At 70.5% G+C, this 19,196-nt stretch carries 17 protein-coding genes and 2 tRNA genes; 4 read left to right on the top strand and 15 right to left on the bottom strand.

Annotated elements, in window-relative coordinates; all coding sequences use genetic code 11:
• Positions 1–12: 12 nt before the first annotated feature.
• Positions 13–717, top strand: a complete 705-nt coding sequence (locus ACQP12_RS00095) for a VOC family protein (protein ID WP_433284070.1) — start codon at positions 13–15, stop codon at positions 715–717.
• 126 nt (positions 718–843) lie between these two features.
• Here ACQP12_RS00095 and ACQP12_RS00090 read toward each other — a convergent pair whose 3' ends face one another.
• Positions 844–1,569 carry a TetR/AcrR family transcriptional regulator gene (locus ACQP12_RS00090; protein WP_433284068.1) on the bottom strand — a complete coding sequence of 242 codons (726 nt, stop codon included), beginning with the start codon at positions 1,567–1,569 and terminating at the stop codon, positions 844–846.
• Positions 1,570–1,599: 30 nt separating this feature from the next.
• Here ACQP12_RS00090 and ACQP12_RS00085 point away from each other — a divergent pair, with 30 nt between their 5' ends.
• A complete protein-coding gene (locus ACQP12_RS00085; protein ID WP_433284066.1) occupies positions 1,600–2,724 on the top strand; it encodes an FAD-dependent oxidoreductase in 1,125 nt (374 codons plus the stop codon).
• 160 nt (positions 2,725–2,884) lie between these two features.
• On the opposite strand, the gene ACQP12_RS00080 is transcribed toward ACQP12_RS00085, so the two are convergent.
• The 8 genes from ACQP12_RS00080 to gyrB form a co-directional block, all read right to left on the bottom strand.
• Complete coding sequence (locus ACQP12_RS00080) at positions 2,885–3,448, bottom strand: dihydrofolate reductase family protein (RefSeq protein WP_433284064.1); 564 nt, start codon at positions 3,446–3,448, stop codon at positions 2,885–2,887.
• 656 nt (positions 3,449–4,104) lie between these two features.
• Complete coding sequence (locus ACQP12_RS00075) at positions 4,105–4,569, bottom strand: HIT family protein (protein ID WP_433284062.1); 465 nt, start codon at positions 4,567–4,569, stop codon at positions 4,105–4,107.
• Between the two features lie 253 nt (positions 4,570–4,822).
• Positions 4,823–4,898: transfer RNA gene (locus ACQP12_RS00070), tRNA-Ala, on the bottom strand.
• 39 nt (positions 4,899–4,937) lie between these two features.
• Positions 4,938–5,066 (bottom strand): DLW-39 family protein, encoded by a 129-nt coding sequence (locus ACQP12_RS00065; RefSeq protein ID WP_396829209.1) that lies wholly within the window; start codon positions 5,064–5,066, stop codon positions 4,938–4,940.
• A gap of 43 nt (positions 5,067–5,109) precedes the next feature.
• Positions 5,110–5,183: transfer RNA gene (locus ACQP12_RS00060), tRNA-Ile, on the bottom strand.
• 150 nt (positions 5,184–5,333) lie between these two features.
• Positions 5,334–6,242, bottom strand: a complete 909-nt coding sequence (locus ACQP12_RS00055) for a DUF3566 domain-containing protein (RefSeq protein WP_433284060.1) — start codon at positions 6,240–6,242, stop codon at positions 5,334–5,336.
• 3 nt (positions 6,243–6,245) lie between these two features.
• Positions 6,246–8,771: a DNA gyrase subunit A gene (gene gyrA / locus ACQP12_RS00050; protein WP_433284058.1), complete on the bottom strand. Its 2,526-nt coding sequence runs from the start codon at positions 8,769–8,771 to the stop codon at positions 6,246–6,248.
• 130 nt (positions 8,772–8,901) lie between these two features.
• Positions 8,902–10,848, bottom strand: a complete 1,947-nt coding sequence (gene gyrB, locus ACQP12_RS00045; RefSeq protein ID WP_357944132.1) for a DNA topoisomerase (ATP-hydrolyzing) subunit B — start codon at positions 10,846–10,848, stop codon at positions 8,902–8,904.
• Between the two features lie 581 nt (positions 10,849–11,429).
• Between gyrB and ACQP12_RS00040 the strand changes: the two genes are divergently transcribed.
• Positions 11,430–11,984: a hypothetical protein gene (locus ACQP12_RS00040; RefSeq protein WP_357944134.1), complete on the top strand. Its 555-nt coding sequence runs from the start codon at positions 11,430–11,432 to the stop codon at positions 11,982–11,984.
• On the opposite strand, the gene ACQP12_RS00035 is transcribed toward ACQP12_RS00040, so the two are convergent.
• Positions 11,969–12,463, bottom strand: a complete 495-nt coding sequence (locus ACQP12_RS00035; protein WP_357944136.1) for a MarR family winged helix-turn-helix transcriptional regulator — start codon at positions 12,461–12,463, stop codon at positions 11,969–11,971. The genes ACQP12_RS00040 and ACQP12_RS00035 overlap by 16 nt on opposite strands.
• A 99-nt stretch (positions 12,464–12,562) precedes the next feature.
• Between ACQP12_RS00035 and ACQP12_RS00030 the strand changes: the two genes are divergently transcribed.
• A complete protein-coding gene (locus tag ACQP12_RS00030) occupies positions 12,563–12,793 on the top strand; it encodes a hypothetical protein (protein WP_357944139.1) in 231 nt (76 codons plus the stop codon).
• 3 nt (positions 12,794–12,796) lie between these two features.
• Here ACQP12_RS00030 and ACQP12_RS00025 read toward each other — a convergent pair whose 3' ends face one another.
• The 5 genes from ACQP12_RS00025 to dnaA form a co-directional block, all read right to left on the bottom strand.
• Positions 12,797–13,411 carry a DUF721 domain-containing protein gene (locus ACQP12_RS00025; RefSeq protein WP_433284055.1) on the bottom strand — a complete coding sequence of 205 codons (615 nt, stop codon included), beginning with the start codon at positions 13,409–13,411 and terminating at the stop codon, positions 12,797–12,799.
• A complete protein-coding gene (gene recF / locus ACQP12_RS00020) occupies positions 13,401–14,534 on the bottom strand; it encodes a DNA replication/repair protein RecF (RefSeq protein ID WP_357944141.1) in 1,134 nt (377 codons plus the stop codon). Before recF ends, ACQP12_RS00025 begins: the two co-directional genes overlap by 11 nt.
• 16 nt (positions 14,535–14,550) lie before the next feature.
• Positions 14,551–15,423, bottom strand: coding sequence for a phosphogluconate dehydrogenase (NAD(+)-dependent, decarboxylating) (gene gnd / locus ACQP12_RS00015; protein ID WP_357944143.1), 873 nt, complete (start codon positions 15,421–15,423; stop codon positions 14,551–14,553).
• A 40-nt stretch (positions 15,424–15,463) separates the two neighbouring features.
• Positions 15,464–16,597 (bottom strand): DNA polymerase III subunit beta, encoded by a 1,134-nt coding sequence (dnaN, locus tag ACQP12_RS00010; RefSeq protein WP_148429202.1) that lies wholly within the window; start codon positions 16,595–16,597, stop codon positions 15,464–15,466.
• A gap of 760 nt (positions 16,598–17,357) precedes the next feature.
• Positions 17,358–19,196, bottom strand: a complete 1,839-nt coding sequence (dnaA, locus tag ACQP12_RS00005) for a chromosomal replication initiator protein DnaA (RefSeq protein WP_433284051.1) — start codon at positions 19,194–19,196, stop codon at positions 17,358–17,360.

Below are 19,196 nucleotides of genomic sequence, written 5' to 3'. Positions count from 1 at the left end.
TACGGTGCAGTCATGCTCTCGCGAACGCTGACGCTGACCTTCGATGCGCACGATCCGGCTCGCCTCGCGCAGTTCTGGGCCGGAATGCTGGGCCGGGAGGTCGTCGAGGACGCCGCGGCTGTGCTCCTGCCCGGCGATGACACCCAGGTCAGCCTCCGGTTCGTCCCGAGCGACGCGAAGAAGCTGGGGCCGAACCGGATCCACCTTCACCTGACCAGCGCCGGTCCCGACGACCAGCAGCGCACGGTGGCGACGGCGCTCACGCTCGGCGGCGGCCACCTCGACGTCGGGCAACTCCCCGAGGAGGGACACATCGTCCTGGCCGACCCCGAGGGCAACGAGTTCTGCGTGATCGAGGCGGGCAACTCCTTCCTCGCCGGGTGCGGCCTGCTCGGGGAACTCGCCTGCGACGGCACCCGCGAGGTCGGCATCTTCTGGAGCGAGGCGCTGAGCTGGCCGCTGGTGTGGGACCAGGACGAGGAGACCGCGATCCAGTCACCGCACGGCGGCACGAAGGTCGCGTGGGGAGGCCCGCCCGTGGCCCCGAAGCAGGCGAGGAACCGGCAGCGCTTCGACCTCGCCCCGGCCGGTGGCGATCAGCAGGCGGAGGTCGACCGACTGCTCTCCCTCGGGGCCACCCGGCTCGAGGTCGGTGCGGACGGCGCCGTCATGCTGGCCGACCCCGACGGCAACGAGTTCTGCGTGCGAGTGGCCTGACCGCCGGCTGCGCGACCGGCCCTGCCGGGCTGACCCAGGAGATCGCGGAGGTCCCTCGCCAAGCTGGTCATCTCCTCGCCGGCTTCCACCACGAACACCGCACGAAGGGCTCGTCCACGGTCGACATCATGGCTGGGGACGGCTGGTGATGCCGTCCAGGATGGTGACCAGGTTGTGGTGGAAGGTTTCCTCGGCGTTGAGGTGGGCGCCGTCGACGACGAGCCGGGCCACGGTGGGGTAGCGGCCCGTTTCGAGCATGCGTGTCAGGTAGGGCCCGAGGGCGGCCTGCCAGGCGGACACGTCGGTGCCGGTCGAACGGGCGGTGCGCCGCTCGGTGATCTCCCTGCGGAGTGCTCCGACGATGAACGCGTTGAGGGCGCCCAAGGCCCGCTGTAGATCGTCGATGCCGCGTACGCCAGGGGCCTGGCTGAGCGCCGCCGCGGTCGATTCGCCCACGGCGAGCGCGTGTGGTCCCAGGTGTGGCCTTGCGCCGAGCAGGTCGGCGAACCATTCGTGCTCGAGAGCGGCATCGCGGGTCCGGTGGACGATGGCCAGCACCGTGGCGGGCCACTCGGAGTGCTGCCCGGCCTCGGCGATCTGGGCGTAGACGGCGTCGACCATCAGATCAAGCAGCTCGGATCTGTTGGTCACGTAGTCGTAGAGCCGCATGGGACCGACACCGAGCTCTTTGGCGATCTTGCGCACCGACAGCCCGTCGAGGCCGTGTGCGTCGGCGAGCCGGATCGCCGTGGCGGCGATCTTCGCGCGGCTCAGCGCCACCGGCGCCGACCGCGGCTGAGGCTCGGGCCGTTCCCAGACGGGCAGCGGTGCGCTACCGTACGGCGTATCCATGAAATACAGCGTACGGTAAGGAAGACGATGATGCGAATTGCGATCGCCGGTGGCGGCCTCGGCGGCCTGACGCTGGCCCGAATCCTCCACCGGCACGGCATCGACGCGGCGGTGTACGAACGCGAGGCGAGCCGATCCGCGCGATCACAGGGCGGATCACTCGACCTGCACCCGGAGTCCGGGCAACGGGCCCTGGCCGACGCGGGCCTCGCCGGCCGATTCCGGTCCGAGGCACGGCCGGAGGGCGAGGAGCATCGCATCCTCGACCCGGCCGGGCGCACCCTCGCGCACCACAAGCCACCACCCGGCTCGTTCTCCGGACGCCCCGAGATCGACCGCGCCGCGCTGCGTGATCTTCTGCTCGATTCGCTCCCCGGCGACGCGGTCGCCTGGCAGCACCGGCTCGTCGCGGCGACGCCACGCCCCGCCGGAGGGTTCCGGCTGACGTTCGATGGCGGGCACAGCGTCGACTGTGACGTCCTCATCGGCGCGGACGGCGCGCGCTCGGTCGTCCGGTCGCTGCTGACCGACGCGACACTGTCCTCCGTGGCCACCCTGGCCGAGCTCAGCATCAGCGACGCCGACCGGCGCCACCCGGATCTCGCCGAGCTGGTCGGCCCGGGAAACCTCTGGTGCATCGGCGTGAGCCAGATCCTGGCAGCGCAACGCCTCGGCGACGGCAGCATCCGAGTCGGGATCTCCCTGCCGGCGGACGATCGCCACCTGGACAGCTACCGCAGCAAGCGTGCCCTGCTGGACATGTTCGCGGGCTGGGACCCCAGCCTCACCGCACTCATCGAAGCCGGCGACAGCCCGCCGACCCCACGTAGGATCGAGGCGATGCCCACCGGTGCCCGCTGGGCCCACCAGCCGGGCATCACCCTCATCGGTGACGCCGCCCACCTCATGCCGCCGGTCGGCGAGGGTGCGAACCAGGCCATGCTCGACGCCGCCGAACTCGCGGCCGAAGTCGCCAGCAACCCCGCCGACCCCGACTTGGCGATCCGGACGTACGAGGAGGCGATGTTCAGCAGGATCCAACCGATCGCCGAAATGTCCGCACGAGTCCAGGCAATGATGCTGTCCCCCACCGCAGCCGACGACATCATCCGCTTCTTCACGCCACGGCCCACCGAGCCGGCAGCCGTGGACTGACAACGCGCGACGCACGAGGACCCGACAGGCTGCCTCGCCCATCACGTGTCTTGTGCCATACCCGGTCTGTGATCCGGGGGGGGTATCACGATCGCCTCGAACACAGCGCCACGAGATCCTCGGGCGGCCCGAAGCCTGGACCGATCCGAGGTTGGGGTACTCAGCGCCTGGTCTCGTAACTGGTCAGGATCACGCCGCCAGGGAACGTCCGGGTCTCCACCATGGTCAGGTTCACCCAGTTGTCCAGGGCCGCGAAGAACGGCGTGCCGCCACCTACCAGGACCGGATGGGTGACGATCACGTACTCGTCGATCAGCCCGTCCCGCATGGCCACCGCGGCGAGTGTGGCGCCGCCGATGTCCATGGGGCCGCCGTCCTCGGCCTTGAGCCGGGTGATCTCGGTGACCGCGTCGCCGGTGACCCGGCGGGTGTTCCAGTCGACTGTGCCGGTTGTCGAGGAGAACACCACCTTTGGCATGTCCCGCCAGCGGCGGGCGTACTCGATCTCCGCCGGTGTGGCACCCGGCCGCTGGTCGGCGGTCGGCCAGTGGGAGCTCATCGTCTCCCACAGTTTGCGCCCGTACAGCGCCGTGCCTGTCGCCCCCACCCGGTCGGACCACCACTGGAACAGCTCGTCGCTCGGCACACTCCAGCCGAGGTCGTCGCCGGGCGCGGCGATGTAGCCGTCCAGGCTCAGGTTCATGGCGAAGGTCAGTTTTCGCATGGTGTCAGCCTCCCGTGAGTCGGTACTCGAGTACAGACGAGCACGGCGCGGAAGAGTCATCGGTCGGGCCACACCGAGGGCCGGTTCACCATCACGTCAGGGCGGGGGGCGACTCGCGAGCACGCCCGCCCCGCCTCGGCAACCCGGCCGCCGCGGAGTGGCAGGGAGCACGAACCGCCGGCACGACCCGCGACACGACTCCCGACAACGCGAAGACCAGCACCAGGTCGAAGAACAACTCGAGGAAGTTGGCTCGCCGGCTGTCTCGCCCGGCGCTCTCCGTCTTTGCCGCTTCCCGGCCAGGCGGCTCCTGATTCCCACCGTTCCGCCGACCACCGCCCCCCGCCCTCGGTCACCGACCCAGTTTCCAGCCCGCGGAGAAGCAGGACGACAAAAGGCTCGAAATGACGGTCCGCTGGCACGTCGTTGCCAGGGCCCGCGACTCGGAGACAGGTGAGGAGTGGAGATGGAGGAGCCCAGGGGACTCGAACCCCAAAACCCGATCATGGGACGTCGGGGATGTAGGCGGCCTTGACCTGCGGTCAGCTCGGCTTGACCTCCGTTGCCTGACACCTGTCTGCGGCCTCAGGTGGTCCCGATGATCTTGCCCGGCTGCGCCTAGCGGTGCGTTCGCAGCGCCCAACAGACAGCACCACTCAGGTACTGACAGTTGGCATCTGGCGCTCGAAGTACTCCCGAAGCCGAGCGCACAGGGCGGCCACGCGGGCACCATCCCCACGGGGTGCTTCTGCCCAGTCGTCCACGTCCATCCATCCATGTTGGACAGGGGTGCCGGGATGACGGACGAACAGGTGCTGATGGAAATGCGCCACCTGGCGGCCAGCGATCGCGGAGAAGACGAATTCCGGACCCAGCTCGCTCCGAAGCGCTCGTGCACCGACCCATGCCGCCCGCGCCACGGCCATTGCCTCGGACTCGGTCAAGGCATCGAGGGATGCTGCGTGCCGTCGGGTTTCCACGAAGAGATAGCCCAGGAATGTCGGGCTGTCCCTGGCGACCGGCCGATGAGTGACAATCACTTCTCGGCCTTCCCACACAAGGGGACCGACGAGGGCGCCTTCGCCGCGGTGCTTCTGACAGATCAGGCAGTCCTCAGCCATTGGGCAAGACTAGGTGCTGTGATGCTCCCGGGGGTTCAGCGGATCTCCTCGTGGACCTGGACCCGATGGTCGCTTCCGCGCTCATGGTCTGCCGAGTGGGTCAAGTGGCGGGAGAAGGTACGAGATGCGCGACGGGCCACGGGTGGATGTCCGGCGGCATCGCGGCGGTGGACCACTTCTGGCCACGCGAGACCATCGGTAAGTTGGTCCCGATGATCTTGAGAGGCGTCCCGCCGCAGGTCAGAGGCGGTGCTGGTGGAGCCCAGGGGACTTGAACCCCTAACCCCTGCCTTGCAAAGGCAGTGCTCTGCCAGTTGAGCTAGGGCCCCGAGGCGGGCGGATTCGCCCGGTGCTGACGGTGAGGCGGGTCAGCGCAGGTCGGGCGCGGTGGTCGCCTCGTGCCAGAGAGCGCGCTCGTCGTTCGATGCCTTGATCTTCTTGGCCACGACGGCGGCGACACCGACGATGCCGGCCAGGATCAGGAGCTTCTTGAACATGGGCTTGACCCCTCGCGCTCGACTACCGTCGGACGATGTGCGGTGGGGCTAGCTGGAATCGAACCAGCGACCTCAGAGTTATCAGCTCTGCGCTCTAACCGACTGAGCTATAGCCCCGCGTAGCGACGAGCAAGGTTAACCCATCGCCGCCGTGGCCCCCAAATCGGGGGGCCGTGGCGGCGCGCTCACCCGCGACACCCTGAAACCTACCCGGATACGGGACGCCGGGGCGACCGCTTTACGCGGTGCCCCGGCGTCGTCGTCAGGTCAGTCCCGCTCGGCGAGCGTCAGCTCGATCCCGCCGACCAGGTCGGCGCAGACGTTGTAGACGAACGCGCCCAGCGTGGCCAGCGCGGTGAAGAGCACGACGTTGACGAGGCCGATCAGCGCGGAGCTGAGGATCACGCCCTTGGCGGTGATCCGGAAGCCGCCGCCACCCTGGCCGCCGCCGGCGTTCACCAGGTCGGTGAGGCTGTCGTTGACGCTCTTGAACACGCCCATGGCGTCCAAAGCCAGGTAGAGCACCGAGGTGGCGACGACCACCACGATGAAGAGCACCACGGAGACCGCGAACGCGAACTTCATCACGGACCAGGGGTCGATCCGCTTGAGGTTCAGCCGGGCCCGGCGCGGTCCGCGCGACGCGGCCGAGCTGACCGAGGTACGCGCGGCGCGTACCGCCTCACCCACGCGGGCGGCCCCGACGGCGGCCGCACCGCTGATGCCCGGCGGCAGGCCGCCCCCGTTGGCGGGGCGGCCCGTGGCGGCGGGACGGCCCCCGTCCGGCGACGGCTTCGGCGCGGTGCCCAGGCCGGCGCCGACACGCGGCTGGGTGCCGGTGGTGCCGGTGGACGGCCGGGCGGCCGCCGCCGGCTTGGCCGGCTGCGGGGTCGCGCCGGGCTTCGCCGCGGCCGGTGCGGCCAGGCCGTCGGCAGACGTCGGAGCGTCGACCTTCGTCTCGGCCTGGTCGGACGGCCGCGAGTCCTCGTCGGCGTTTTCCGGCGGCGGGGCCATGCCGGGAGCCCGGGTGAATTTCGGGGCAGGCGCGTCGGCGGGGACGGTGGCCCGGCCCACGGCCGCGCGGCCGGTCGCTGGTGTACCGCCCTGTGCGGCCTCCTCGTCGACCGGGTTGGCCGAGGTCCCCGTGTTCCCCGACTTCGCCTGTGTCTCCGTCATCAACTAGTCCTGTTCGTCAGGCTCGTCGGCATTGCGAGCAATCGCCACGATAGTCACGCCGTCCGGGAGGTCCATCAGCTTGACCCCCATTGTGTTCCGGTCACGCGTACGGCGTACAGGCTTCACCGGAGTCCGGATGACGCCACCGTTGCTGGTGATGGCGAACAGCTCGTCGTCCGGGCTGATCACCACCGCGCCGACCAGACCACCGCGTCGTTCGGTGATCTTCGCAGTCAGCACGCCCTTACCTCCCCGGCCCTGGACCGGGTATTCCTCGATCGGGGTTCGTTTCGCGTACCCCCCGTTCGTCGCGACCAGCACGTCCATTTCCATGCCCTCGCGGACGACCTCCATAGCCAGGAGAACATCCTCCTCGCTGAACCGCATGCCGATCACACCGGAGGTGGCCCGGCCCATGGGGCGCAGCGCCTCGTCACTGGCATTGAAGCGGATGGCCTGCGCGTTCTTGGAGACCAGCAGCAGGTCGTCGGTGGGAGCGACGAGGGCAGCACCGACCAGCTCGTCCTCATCGCGCAGGTTGATCGCGATGACTCCGCCGGAACGGTTGGAGTCGAACTCCTCGAGCCGCGTCTTCTTCACCAGGCCGTTCTTCGTGGCCAGTACCAGGTAGGGCGCCACCTGGTAGTTCGGGATTTCGATGATCTGCGCGATCTGCTCGTCCGCTTGGAAGGCGAGCAGGTTGGCCACGTGCTGGCCCCTGGCCACCCTACTGGCTTCGGGAAGCTCGTAGGCCTTGGCCCGGTAGACCCGGCCCTTGTTCGTGAAGAACAGGATCCAGTCGTGGGTGGAGCATACGAAGAAGTGGCTGACGATGTCGTCCTGCCGCAGCGTCGCTCCGCTGACGCCCTTGCCGCCCCGCCGCTGCGAGCGGTAGAGGTCGACCTTGGTGCGCTTGGCGTACCCGGTGCGGGTGATCGTGACGACCACGTCCTCGCGGGCGATGAGGTCCTCCATCGAGACCTCGCCGTCGAACGGCACGATCTTGGTGCGCCGGTCGTCGCCCCACTTGGCGACGATCTCGCCCAGCTCCTCGGAGACGATCCGCCGCTGCCGCTCGGGCTTGGCCAGGATGTCCTTGAGGTCGGCGATCTCCACCTCGAGCTTGGCCAGGTCGTCCAGGATCCGCTGCCGCTCCAGCGCGGCCAGCCGGCGCAGCTGCATGTCCAGGATGGCGGTCGCCTGGACCTCGTCGATCTCCAGCAGCCGGATCAGGCCCTGGCGGGCGTCCTCGACGGTGGGCGAGCGCCGGATCAGGGCGATCACCTCGTCGAGCGCGTCCAGCGCCTTGGCCAGACCGCGCAGGATGTGCGCCCGCTCCTCGGCCTTGCGCAGCCGGAACGCGGTCCGCCGGCGGATGACCTCGATCTGGTGCTCGACGTAGTAGCGGATGAACTGGGCCAGGTTGAGCGTGCGCGGCACGCCGTCGACCAGCGCCAGCATGTTGGCGCCGAAGGTCTCCTGGAGCTGGGTGTGCTTGTAGAGGTTGTTCAGCACCACCTTGGCGACCGCGTCGCGCTTGAGCACGAGCACGATACGCATGCCGGTGCGCCCGGAGGACTCGTCGCGGATGTCGGCGATGCCGGCGAGCTTGCCCTCCTTGATCAGCTCGGCGATCCGCTCGGCCAGGTTGTCCGGGTTGACCTGGTAGGGCAGCTCGCTGACCACCAGCGCCGGCCGGCCGCGCTTGTCCTCCTCGACCTCGACCACGGCCCGCATCCGGATCGAGCCGCGCCCGGTCCGGTACGCGTCCTGGATGGCGGACTGGCCGACGATCAGGCCGTGGGTCGGGAAGTCCGGGCCCTTGACGATCTCCAGCAGCGCCTCGAGGGTGGTGGCCTCGTCGGCCTCCGGGTTCTCCAGGCACCACTGCACTGCCGCGCCGATCTCGCGCAGGTTGTGCGGCGGGATCTTGGTGGCCATGCCGACCGCGATGCCCTCGGAGCCGTTGATCAGCAGGTTGGGGATGCGGGACGGCAGGATGGTGGGCTCCTTGGCCCGCCCGTCGTAGTTGTCCTGGAGGTCGACGGTGTCCTCGTCGATGTCCCGGAGCATCTCCATGGCCAGCGGGTCGAGCTTGCACTCGGTGTACCGCATGGCCGCGGCCGGGTCGTTGCCCGGCGAGCCGAAGTTGCCGTTGCCGTCGACCAGCGGGTAGCGCAGCGACCAGGGCTGCGCCATCCGGACCAGCGCGTCGTAGATGGCGGAGTCGCCGTGCGGGTGGAACTGGCCCATCACGTCACCGACGACGCGGGAGCACTTCACGTAGCCGCGGTCCGGCCGGTAGCCGGAGTCGAACATGGCGTAGAGGATCTTGCGGTGGACCGGCTTGAGCCCGTCCCGGACGTCCGGCAGGGCACGCCCGACGATCACGCTCATCGCGTAGTCGAGGTACGAGCGCTGCATCTCGACCTCGAGCCCGACCGGCTCGATCCGGTCGTGCGCGACGACCGCGGCCAGTGTCTCCGGGGTCTCCGGCTCGTTCGGCGTGGACTCGGGAGTATCGGTCACTGTTAACCCTTATCAGACTCAGAGTCGTTTTCGTGCTGTGGATAACGGCTGTGGATACCGGCCAGACTGTGGATAACTCTGTGGACCGCCGGGCCGGCCGGTGGATCTCCGGCCGGCCCGGCGCGGTCCGTCAGATGTCCAGGAACCGCACGTCCTTGGCGTTGCGCTGGATGAACGAACGGCGTGCCTCGACGTCCTCACCCATCAGGACGCTGAACAGCTCGTCGGCGGTTGCGGCGTCGTCGAGCGTCACCTGGCGCAGGGTGCGGGTGGCCGGGTTCATCGTGGTCTCCCACAGCTCGGGATAGTTCATCTCGCCGAGACCCTTGAACCGCTGGATGTCGTCCGGCCGGGCGTTGGCCTTCTTCTGCTGGCGCAGCGCGATCAGCCCGTCCCGTTCCCGGTCCGAGTACGCGTACTGCGCGTCGTCGCCCTTCTTGTTCCACTTGATCTTGTAGAGCGGCGGGGCGGCCAGGTAGACGTGCCCCAGCTCGACCAGCGGCCGCATGAAGCGGAACAGCAGGGTGAGCAGCAGCGTCTGGATGTGCTGGCCGTCGACGTCGGCGTCGGCCATCAGCACGATCTTGTGGTAGCGCAGCTTCTCGATGTCGAAGTCGTCGTGGATGCCGGTGCCCAGCGCGGTGATGAGCGCCTGGACCTCGTTGTTCTTGAGCACCCGGTCGATCCGGGCCTTCTCCACGTTGAGGATCTTGCCGCGGATCGGCAGGATCGCCTGGGTACGCGGGTCGCGCCCCTGCTTGGCCGAGCCGCCGGCGGAGTCACCCTCGACGATGAACACCTCGGACTCGCGCGGGTCGGTCGACTGGCAGTCGGCCAGCTTGCCCGGCATCGAGCCGGACTCCAGCAGCGACTTGCGCCGGGCCAGCTTGCGCGCCTGCTGGGCGGCGATCCGGGCCCGCGCCGCCTGGGACGCCTTGGTGATGATGGTCTTGGCCTCGGCCGGGTTCCGGTCGAACCAGTCGACCAGCCACTCGTTGCAGACCCGCTGCACGAAGCTCTTCACCGGGGTGTTGCCGAGCTTGGTCTTGGTCTGGCCCTCGAACTGCGGGTTGGCCAGCTTGACCGAGATGATCGCGGCCAGGCCCTCGCGGATGTCCTCGCCGGAGAGCTTCTCGTCGCCCTTGAGCAGCTTCTTGTCCGCGCCGTAGCGGTTGACCACGCTGGTCAGCGCGGCCCGGAAGCCCTCCTCGTGGGTGCCGCCCTCGTGGGTGTTGATCGTGTTGGCGAAGGTGTAGACCGACTCGCCGTACGACTCGTTCCACTGCATGGCGATCTCGACCGACATGCCCTCCTCCTCGGCGCCGAACTCGACCACCGTCTTGTGGATCGGGTTCTTGGAGGCGTTGAGGTGCCGGACGAAGTCGGCGATGCCGCCCTTGTAGAGGAAGGTGACCTCGCGCTGCTTGCCCTCCTCACCATCGGAGACCCGCTCGTCGAGCAGGTGGATGGTGAGGCCCCGGTTGAGGAAGGCCATCTCCTGCAGGCGCCGGTAGATGGTCTGGAAGTCGAGGTCGACCGTCTCGAACACGTCGGGGTCGGGCCAGAAGGAGACCGCCGAGCCGCTCCGGTCGGTCGTCTCGCCCTTCTCCAGCGGGGTGGGCTTGGAGTTGTGGTACTGCTGCCGCCAGACGAAGCCGTCCTTGTGGATCTCCACGGCCATCCGGGTGGAGAGCGCGTTCACCACCGAGACGCCGACGCCGTGCAGGCCGCCGGAGACCGCGTACGCCTTCCCGTCGAACTTGCCGCCCGCGTGCAGCACGGTCAGCGCGACCTCGACACCCGGCTTCTTGAGCTTCGGGTGGAGGTCGACCGGGAAGCCACGACCGTTGTCGGTGACCCGGACGCCGCCGTCGGCCAGCAGCACCACGTCGATGGTGTCGCAGTAGCCGGCCAGCGCCTCGTCCACGGCGTTGTCGACGACCTCCCACACGAGGTGGTGCAGACCGCGTTCACCGGTGGACCCGATGTACATACCGGGCCGCTTCCGGACCGCCTCCAGGCCCTCGAGAACGGTGATCGACTCGGCGCCGTACTTCTTGTTGTCCTCCGCTGCCACCCTCGGCCACTTTCTCGCACCGGCCGCGCCAGGGCGCGGGGCGCGGGTTCGGCGGACAGGACGCGACGTCGGCGCGCACAAACCGGTCCCCGGATCTCCAGGTCACGGATCGCGTACGCCGGTCGCCGCGGATGCCCGCGGATCGCGATCGGCTCGACCCGATGCGGGACAATGATCAAGGGCCCTGGGGCCCCTGTCCGTCGCTCCGTGTCGGGTCTTTCGTCTCGTCGTCAATCTTACTCTGCGCAGCCGACCAAACCGCCACTCGGCACCCCCTCCGGGGCGGCTGAGATTGCCGTAGGGGGCCGAACCGCGCTATCCGCGACTCCCCCTACACGGCTCCGACGGGTTCCGGTCGCGGCACGGCGTCAGACGTGCCGGGCTGAAGTGGCCGTCGCCCTGATCGAGGGCGCGGCCGGCACCGGATCGGTGGCCGCGGGTGACCGACCGGGGGTCGCGGCGGGACCGGACGTGCCGTACCTTTTGCGGCGCCGCCACCTGCGGTCTTGATCTTTCGCGGCCGCAACCGGGACGATCGACCCGATCGGTCGGACAACGTGCTTGCTGAGAGGTGACGCCAGATGGGGCTGGACAACGTCGCGGTGCACTGGCCGCGGACCGGCCGCTTCTACGATCCGGTCGCGCCGGCCGAGTTCGTCGACTTCAGCGAGATCGTGGACATGCCACGCATCTCGGCGCCGACCGCCGCGCTCGCCGAGCTGATCGCGAAGACCGGCACGGTGCGGGCGACGGCGTACACCGAACTCGTCGACCTCATCCTCGGCCTGGAAAATGTGCTGTACGCCACGGAGAACTCCGCCGAGGACGAGGACCCGGTGATCGACCCGGACGGCTGCTCCTGGATCGCCGAGGGCGTGGAGAAGTTCGTGGCCCGGCACCGCCCCTTCGGCGAGGCGGTCACCTTCGAGTCGGTGAGCGAGGTGCTGCGCTCGCTGCTCGGCGACGGGCGCCTGGCCGAGCAGCAGCTCCGCTGGCTGGACAGCCGGCTGGACAAGCTGCGCGACGAGAGCGGCGAGCCGCCGCAGTGGAACTTCACCTGCGCCGAGCTGAGCGTGCTCGCCGCCTTCTACCGGCGCTGCGCCGAGCGCGGCTTCGCGGTCTACGCCGACGCCTGACCCGGCTGCCCGGCCTCGCCGGGCCCGGCCGTCGTGGCCCGGTTGGCCGCCGCGATCACCTCGGTGAGCACCGTGTGCAGGTGCCGCAGGTCCGCCAGCGGCAGGCCGAGCCGCTGCACGATCGCCGGCGGGATCCGCTCGGCCTGCGCCCGGAGCGCCCGCCCGCTGGCGGTGAGCGAGACGGCCAGACTGCGCTCGTCCGACGCGTCGCGCTCCCGCCGCACGTAGCCGGCGGCTTCGAGCCGCTTGAGCAGCGGTGACAGGGTGCCCGGGTCGAGCTGGAGCAGCCGGCTCAGCTCCCGGACCGACAGCGGCGCGTGCTGCCAGAGCGCCAGCATGACCAGGTACTGCGGGTGGGTGAGCCCCATGGGCTCCAACAGCGGGCGGTAGACCGCGACGACGCCGCGCGCGGCGACGGAGAGCGCGAAGCACACCTGCTGCTCCAGCGCCAGGGGATCGCCTTCGAGCCGGTCGGCCACCCTCGTCCTCCTCGTCCGGTCGTTGCGATGGTAGCAACGATTGGTGTACCAATTATTGGTACACCAATCGTACGTGGTCGGCGAGGAGAGGTCGGGCGGATGAGCGGCGACGAGCAGCAGGTGGGCGACGCTTCCGGCAAGGGCGGTCGCCTGCTGGGCTGGGTGTTCCAGAACCTGGCCGGCCCGTCCCAGGTGCAGGGCGCCGTGCAGGGCGGTTCCCGGCTGGCCCGCGAGGCCTGGAAGCAGGACCTGGAGCGGCGCAAGCAGTGGAGCCGCGAACAGCGGGAGCTCAAGCGCGCCCAGCGGGAGGCACGCCGCGGCGACCGGTGACGGTCAGCCGTAGGTGTCGCGCGGTCCCCGCCCCCGCACGCGGCGCGGGCCGCGCGACCAGGACGGCGCCGCCGGGCCGTGGATGTGCAGCTTGCGCACCACGTTGTGGCCCACCTCGCTGGCGATCTGCTTGAGCAGCGAGCCGGCGAGCAGCCGCAGCTGGGTGGCCCAGGCCGTCGAGCGGGCCTCCACGGTCAGCTCGCCGTTCTCCAGCTTCACCGGGCGGCTGTGCTGCGCCACCTCCGGCCCGACCACCCGCTCCCAGGCGCCGAAGACCGTCGCCTCCGCCGCCGGCTGCTGCCAGCCGCGCGCCTTGACCAGCTTGTCCAGCACCGCGCCGAGCGGCTGCGGGTCCCGCGGGTCCGGCCCCGGGCCGGAATAGCCGCGCAGCCGCTTCTCGCCGTCGCCACGAACCGCGCCGCGCCGCCGCGTACCGCCCGCCGCCTGCCGGCGGGCCTTCGCCGCGTCCAGCACCGCCCGGGCCAGCTCCGGCCCGGACGTCCCCTCCGGCAGGTCCGCGCCGGCCTCACCGCCCGACTTCGCTTCCGGCCCCTCCGGCGTACGCCCACCGCGTCCCGGCCCCAGCCGTGCGGGCGGGAGTTCCACCTCATCCGACACGGCGTACCGTCCCTTCGCCCACCGCGTACCGGGTGCCCCGCAGGGTCGCCGGCACGTCGTCGTCGACCGCGCAGGTCACCAGGAGCTGGCTCGCCCCGCCGACCAGCTCGGCCAGCCGCTCCCGCCGGCCGGCGTCCAGCTCGGCGAAGACGTCATCCAGCACCAGCACCGGCTCGATCCCGTCCGCGCGCAGCAGGTCGTAGCCGGCCAGCCGCAGCGCCAGCGCGTAGGACCAGGACTCGCCGTGGCTGGCATAGCCCTTGGCGGGCAGCGGGCCGAGGGTCAGCGCCAAATCGTCCCGGTGCGGGCCGACCAGCGTGGTGCCCCGCTCGATCTCCGCCGACCGGCTCGCGGTCAGCGCGGCGCCGAGCGCCTCGACCAGGGCCGCCCGGTCGGTGGTCGACTCGGGCAGCTCCACCGACGGCCGGTACGCGATCCCCGCCGCACCCCGGCCCGCCGCCACCGCGTCGTACGCCTTCGCCACATGCGGGGTCAGGGCGGCGACCAGCTCCAGCCGGCCGGCGAGCAGCTCCGCGCCGTGGTGCGCCAGGTGCGTGTCCCAGACCGCGAGGGTGGACAGGTCCCCGCCCCGCGAGCCGCCCGTCTTGCGGGCCAGGTACGCCGTCCGCAGCAGCGCGTTGCGCTGCTTGACCACCCGCTCGTAGTCGGCGCGGACCCCGGCGTAGCGGGGCTGGCGGGTGACCAGCAGGTCGTCCAGGTAACGGCGGCGCTCGGCCGGATCCCCGCGGACGAGTTCCAGGTCCTCCGGGGCGAAGAGCACCAGCCGCAGCGCGCCCAGCACGTCCCGGGCGCGGCGGGCCGGGGAGCGACCCAGCCGGGCCCGGTTGGCCTTGCCCGGGACGATCTCCAGCTCGATCAGGAGCTCCCGGCCCTCGTGCACCACCGCGCAGCGGATCACCGCCGAGCTGGCGCCCATCCGGACCAGCGGGGCGTCCGTGGCGACCCGGTGCGAGTCCAGGGTCGCCACGTAGCCCAACGCCTCGACCAGGTTGGTCTTGCCGACGCCGTTCGCGCCGACCAGCACGTTCGGCCCCGGCTCCAGGTCGACGCCGACCCGCTCGTACGAGCGGAAGTCGACAAGTTCGAGCCGGCGGACGTACACAGGCTGTGGACGCCGGTCAGCGCTTGCGGACGGCGTGCCCACCGAACTGCTGGCGCAGCGCGGCGACGGCCTTCATGGCGGGCGAGTCGTCCTGCCGGGAGGCGAACCGGGCGAACAGCGAGGCGGTGATGACGTTCAGCGGCACGGCGAGCCGCACCGCCTCGTCGACCGTCCAGCGACCCTCGCCGGTGTCCTCGGTGTAGCCGCTCAGCTCGGTGAGCTCCGGGTCCTCGTCGAGCGCCCGGTCGAGCAGGTCGAGCAGCCAGGACCGGACCACGGTGCCCTCGCGCCAGGACTTGAAGACTCCCGGCACGTTGGTCACCAGCTCGGAGGCGGCCAGCAGCTCGTAGCCCTCGGCGTAGGCGTGCATGAGGCCGTACTCGATGCCGTTGTGCACCATCTTGGCGTAGTGGCCGGCGCCGACCGGGCCGGCGTGCACGAAGCCGAACTCGCCCTCGGGCTTGAGCGCCTCGAAGATCGGCATGAGCCGCCCGACGTGCTCCTGGGCGCCGCCGACCATCAGGGCGTACCCGTTCTGCTTGCCCCAGACGCCGCCGGAGACGCCCACGTCGATGTAGCCGATGCCCTGCTCGTTGAGGCGCTCGGCGCGCGGGGCGTCGTCGCTGAACCGGGAGTTGCCGCCGTCGATGATGATGTCGCCCTCGCCGAGGACGCCGGCGAGCTCGTCGATGGTGGCGTCGGTGACGCCGGCCGGGACCATCACCCAGACCGCGCGGGGCGATTCCAGCTTCTCGGCCAGCTCCGCGAGGCTCGCGACGTCGCTCAGCTCCGCGTTGCGGTCGTAACCGACCACCTCGTGACCGGCGGCGCGCAACCGCTCGCGCATGTTGCCGCCCATCCGGCCGAGTCCTACCAGGCCGAGCTGCATCTGCTCCTACCTCCGTACGTCTGGATCGTGCTGCCGGCGATCAGCGGGACACGCGGATCGGCATGATGAGGTACCGGTACCCGGGGATGACCTCGCCATCCTCGCCGGCGGGGGAAATCACCGCGGGCTTGAAGGCGTCGACGAACGCCAGCTGGGCGTGCTGGGCGCCCAGGTTGGTCAGGCCGTCGATCAGGTACTGCGGGTTGAAGCCGATGGTGAGCGGGTCGCCCGTGAAGGTCGCCTCCATGGCCTCGCTGGCCCGGGCCTCCTCGGTGCCGCCGGCCTCGACCACCAGGCCGTCGGAGCTGAAGCTGAGCAGCACCGGGGTGGTGCGCTCGGCGACCAGCGCCACGCGCTTGACCACCTCGATGAGCGTGGCGACCGGGACGCGGGCCTCGGCGTTGTGGCTCGCCGGGAAGAGCGAGCGCACCGGCGGGTAGTTGGCCCCGTCGAGCAGCCGGCTGGTGGTCCGGCGGGTGCCGCCCGAGAAACCGATCATGCCCTCGCCGGCACCGCCCTGGGAGAGCGCCATGGTGACGTGGCCGCCGAGCGGGCCGAGGGCCTTGGCGGTGTCGTGCAGCGTCCGGGCGGGTACCAGCGCGTTGAGGCTGATCTCCGGGTCGTCCGGGTTCCACTCCATCTCGCGCAGGGCCAGGCGGTAGCGGTCGGTGGCGAGCATCGCCAGCGTGCTGCCGGAGAGCTCGATCCGGACGCCGGTCATCATCGGCAGCGTCTCGTCCCGCCCGGCGGCCACGGCCACCTGGGCGACGGCGGCGGCGAAGGCGGCCGCGTCGACGGTGCCGGCGCTCTCCGGCATCTCCGGCAGGGTCGGGTAGTCCTCGACCGGCATGGTCGGCAGGGTGAACCGGGCGCTGCCGCACACCAGCTCCAGGTGCGCGCCGACGGCGGCGATGTCCACCGGCTTGGCCGGGAGCGCCTTGGTGATCTCGGCGAGCAGCCGGCCGGAGACCAGGGCGGCCCCGTCGGCGTCACCCTGCACCTCGACGGTGACCTGGCTGGAGACCTCGTAGTCGAAGCCGGAGACCTGCAGGTTGCCGTCGGTGACGCGGAGCATCACCCCGGCCAGCACCGGCACGGAAGGTCGGTTGGGCAGGCTCTTGGCGGTCCACGCGACCGCCTCGGCGAGCGCGTCGCGCTCCACTCGGAACTTCATCAATGCCTCCGCGTCGACGTCAGCGACAACTCTCTCATGCCGACCGCTGCCACCCGTCCCGCCCGACCGTGCGGGTTCCCCTCGCACCTTAGGGCGCGTGGGCATCGGCTGTGCGCCCGACCCCGTGGATCCAGGTGCCCGGGCGACTGCCGGCGGCAGTGCTCCGGCCCGATCCACAGGAAGTCCAACGGTGATGATTGGTTTTTGTTGTTTAGAAGAGATAACTCATCGTCTTCATCGCACCTGTGCAAACTGTGGAGAACCGGCGTCCGCCCAGGTCAGACAGGTTATCCACCGGTGGTTTCGCTGTGGAGAACCAGGGGTACAACCCGTGTCTGAGTCCACAGCCGCCGCCAGCCGCCGGGTTATCCACGGCTGTCCACCGGTTGTCCACCGCTAATCCACCGGGTTTCTCCCCAGTGTTGTGGACAGCGCCGGCGGCGTCGACGGCCGTCATCCCCAGAACCTTCAACAGGCCGCCCACAGGCGGACCGTCGTCGGTGGACAACGTGACCGTCGTCCCCAGGCGTCCACAGCCTCGTCCCCAGGGGTTGTCCACAGTCTGTGGGTAACCGGGCGGAGACCGAGCGTGGTTTTCCACCGTCTGTGGAACAGGGGGTGTGGACAACCGGGTCGGGGTGTGGATGAACACGACACCGATCGTGGGCCCTGAACCGGGTCGAGGGTCAAGCTCCGGATCTCCACAGGCACGAAAAAGCCCGGCCGGTGAGCCCGGCCGGGCGTCGCGTCGGCGTACGGATCAGGTGGTCTGCTTGATCCGGTTGGTCAGCTCGGCGATCTGGTTGTAGAGCGAGCGCCGCTCGGCCATCTGCTGGCGGATCTTCCGGTCGGCGTGCATGACGGTGGTGTGGTCCCGGCCGCCGAACGCCTGCCCGATCCGGGGCAGCGACAGGTCGGTCAGCTCGCGGCACAGGTACATGGCCACCTGGCGGGCGTTGACCAGCACCCGGGACCGGGAGTGGCCGCGCAGATCCTCCAGGCTCACGCCGAAGTAGTCCGCGGTCGAGACCATGATCTGGTCGGCGGTGATCTCCGGGCCGGCGCCGTCCGGGATGAAGTCCCGCAGTACCTCCTCGGCCAGCGACAGCTCCACCGACGAGCGGGTGAGGCTGGCGAACGCGGTGACCCGGATCAGCGCCCCCTCGAGTTCCCGGATCGAGTTCGACACCCGGGAGGCGATGAACTCCAGCACGTCCGGCGGGGCGTACAGCCGCTCCTGCGCCGCCTTCTTCTGCAGGATCGCGATCCGGGTCTCCAGGTCCGGCGGCTGGATGTCGGCGAGCAGCCCCCACTCGAACCGGGTCCGCAGCCGGTCCTCCAGCGTCGCCAGCTGCTTCGGCGAGCGGTCGGAGGTGATCACGATCTGCTTGTTGGCGTTGTGCAGCGTGTTGAAGGTGTGGAAGAACTCCTCCTGGGTCCGCTCCCGGTTCTCCAGGAACTGGATGTCGTCGATCAGGAGGATGTCCACGTCCCGGTAGCGGCGCTGGAACGCGCTCGTCTTGTCGTCGCGCAGCGAGTTGATGAAGTCGTTGGTGAACTCCTCGGTCGAGACGTACCGGACCGAGCGGGCGTTGCCCAGCGTCGTGGCGTAGTGCCCGATGGCGTGCAGCAGGTGGGTCTTGCCCAGCCCGGAGCTGCCGTAGATGAAGAGCGGGTTGTACGCCTTCGCCGGCGACTCGGCCACCGCGACGCTCGCCGCGTGGGCGAAGCGGTTCGACGAGCCGATGACGAACGTCTCGAACATGTACTTCGGGTTGAGCCGGTTCCCGCCGCTCTCCGCCCCGCCGGGCATCCGCCGGTCGGCCTGGCCGCCCGGGCGGTGGTGGTCCGGGCCGCCGCGGCCGGGGCCGCTGTCCGTGGCGCCGTCGCGGGGCAGGCCGCGCAGCGGCGGGGCGTCGGCCGGGCCGGGCGCCTCCCGGTAGCGGGGCTCGTAGCCCCCGGCGTCGGGGGCGGCCGGTTCGACCCGGGGCCGCTCGTCGAAGCCCCGGTGCTCGGGGGTGGCACGCAGCGGCTCGGCGAAGGCGGCGCTGAACAGCGTGTCCTGCCCGTCGCGGCTGGCCGGGATGTGTTGCGGCCGGACACCGTCGGCGGTGCGTTGCCGCGGGGCCGGCTCGTCGGCGGGCGGCTCCGGGCGCGGATCGGCGTACGCCGGGGCCTCCGGCCGGGCCGGGGGGAAACCCAGCTCGGGGAAGCCGGGCGCGGCGTCGGCGGGGCCGGGCTGGTCGAAACCGGTGAGCAGATCCGGTGGGCCGTCGGGCCCGGCGGCCGGCTCCGGGTTGCTGCGGTAGACGGTGCCGGCCGGGCGGCCACCCGGGTCCTCCGCGACGCGCACCGTGACGGCCACCTGGATGGGCCGGCCGAGCCGGCGGCTCAACGCCTCGGTGATGGCCGGGCGGAGACGGGACTCGATCACGTCCCGGGTGAAGGCGTCGGGCACGGAGAGCAGTGCGGTGTCCTCGACGATCGCCCGCAGCCGGGTCAGCCGGAGGTACGCCCGCTGCTGCGCGGAGATGATCTCGTCGGCGAGTTCGTCGGTCGTCGCCGCCCACACCGCGGCAAGGTCGGTCGCTCCGGTCAC

The organism is Micromonospora sp. CA-244673 (genome assembly GCF_050948395.1).
Taxonomy (GTDB): domain Bacteria; phylum Actinomycetota; class Actinomycetes; order Mycobacteriales; family Micromonosporaceae; genus Micromonospora.
This window is presented reverse-complemented; position numbering and strand designations above follow the sequence as displayed.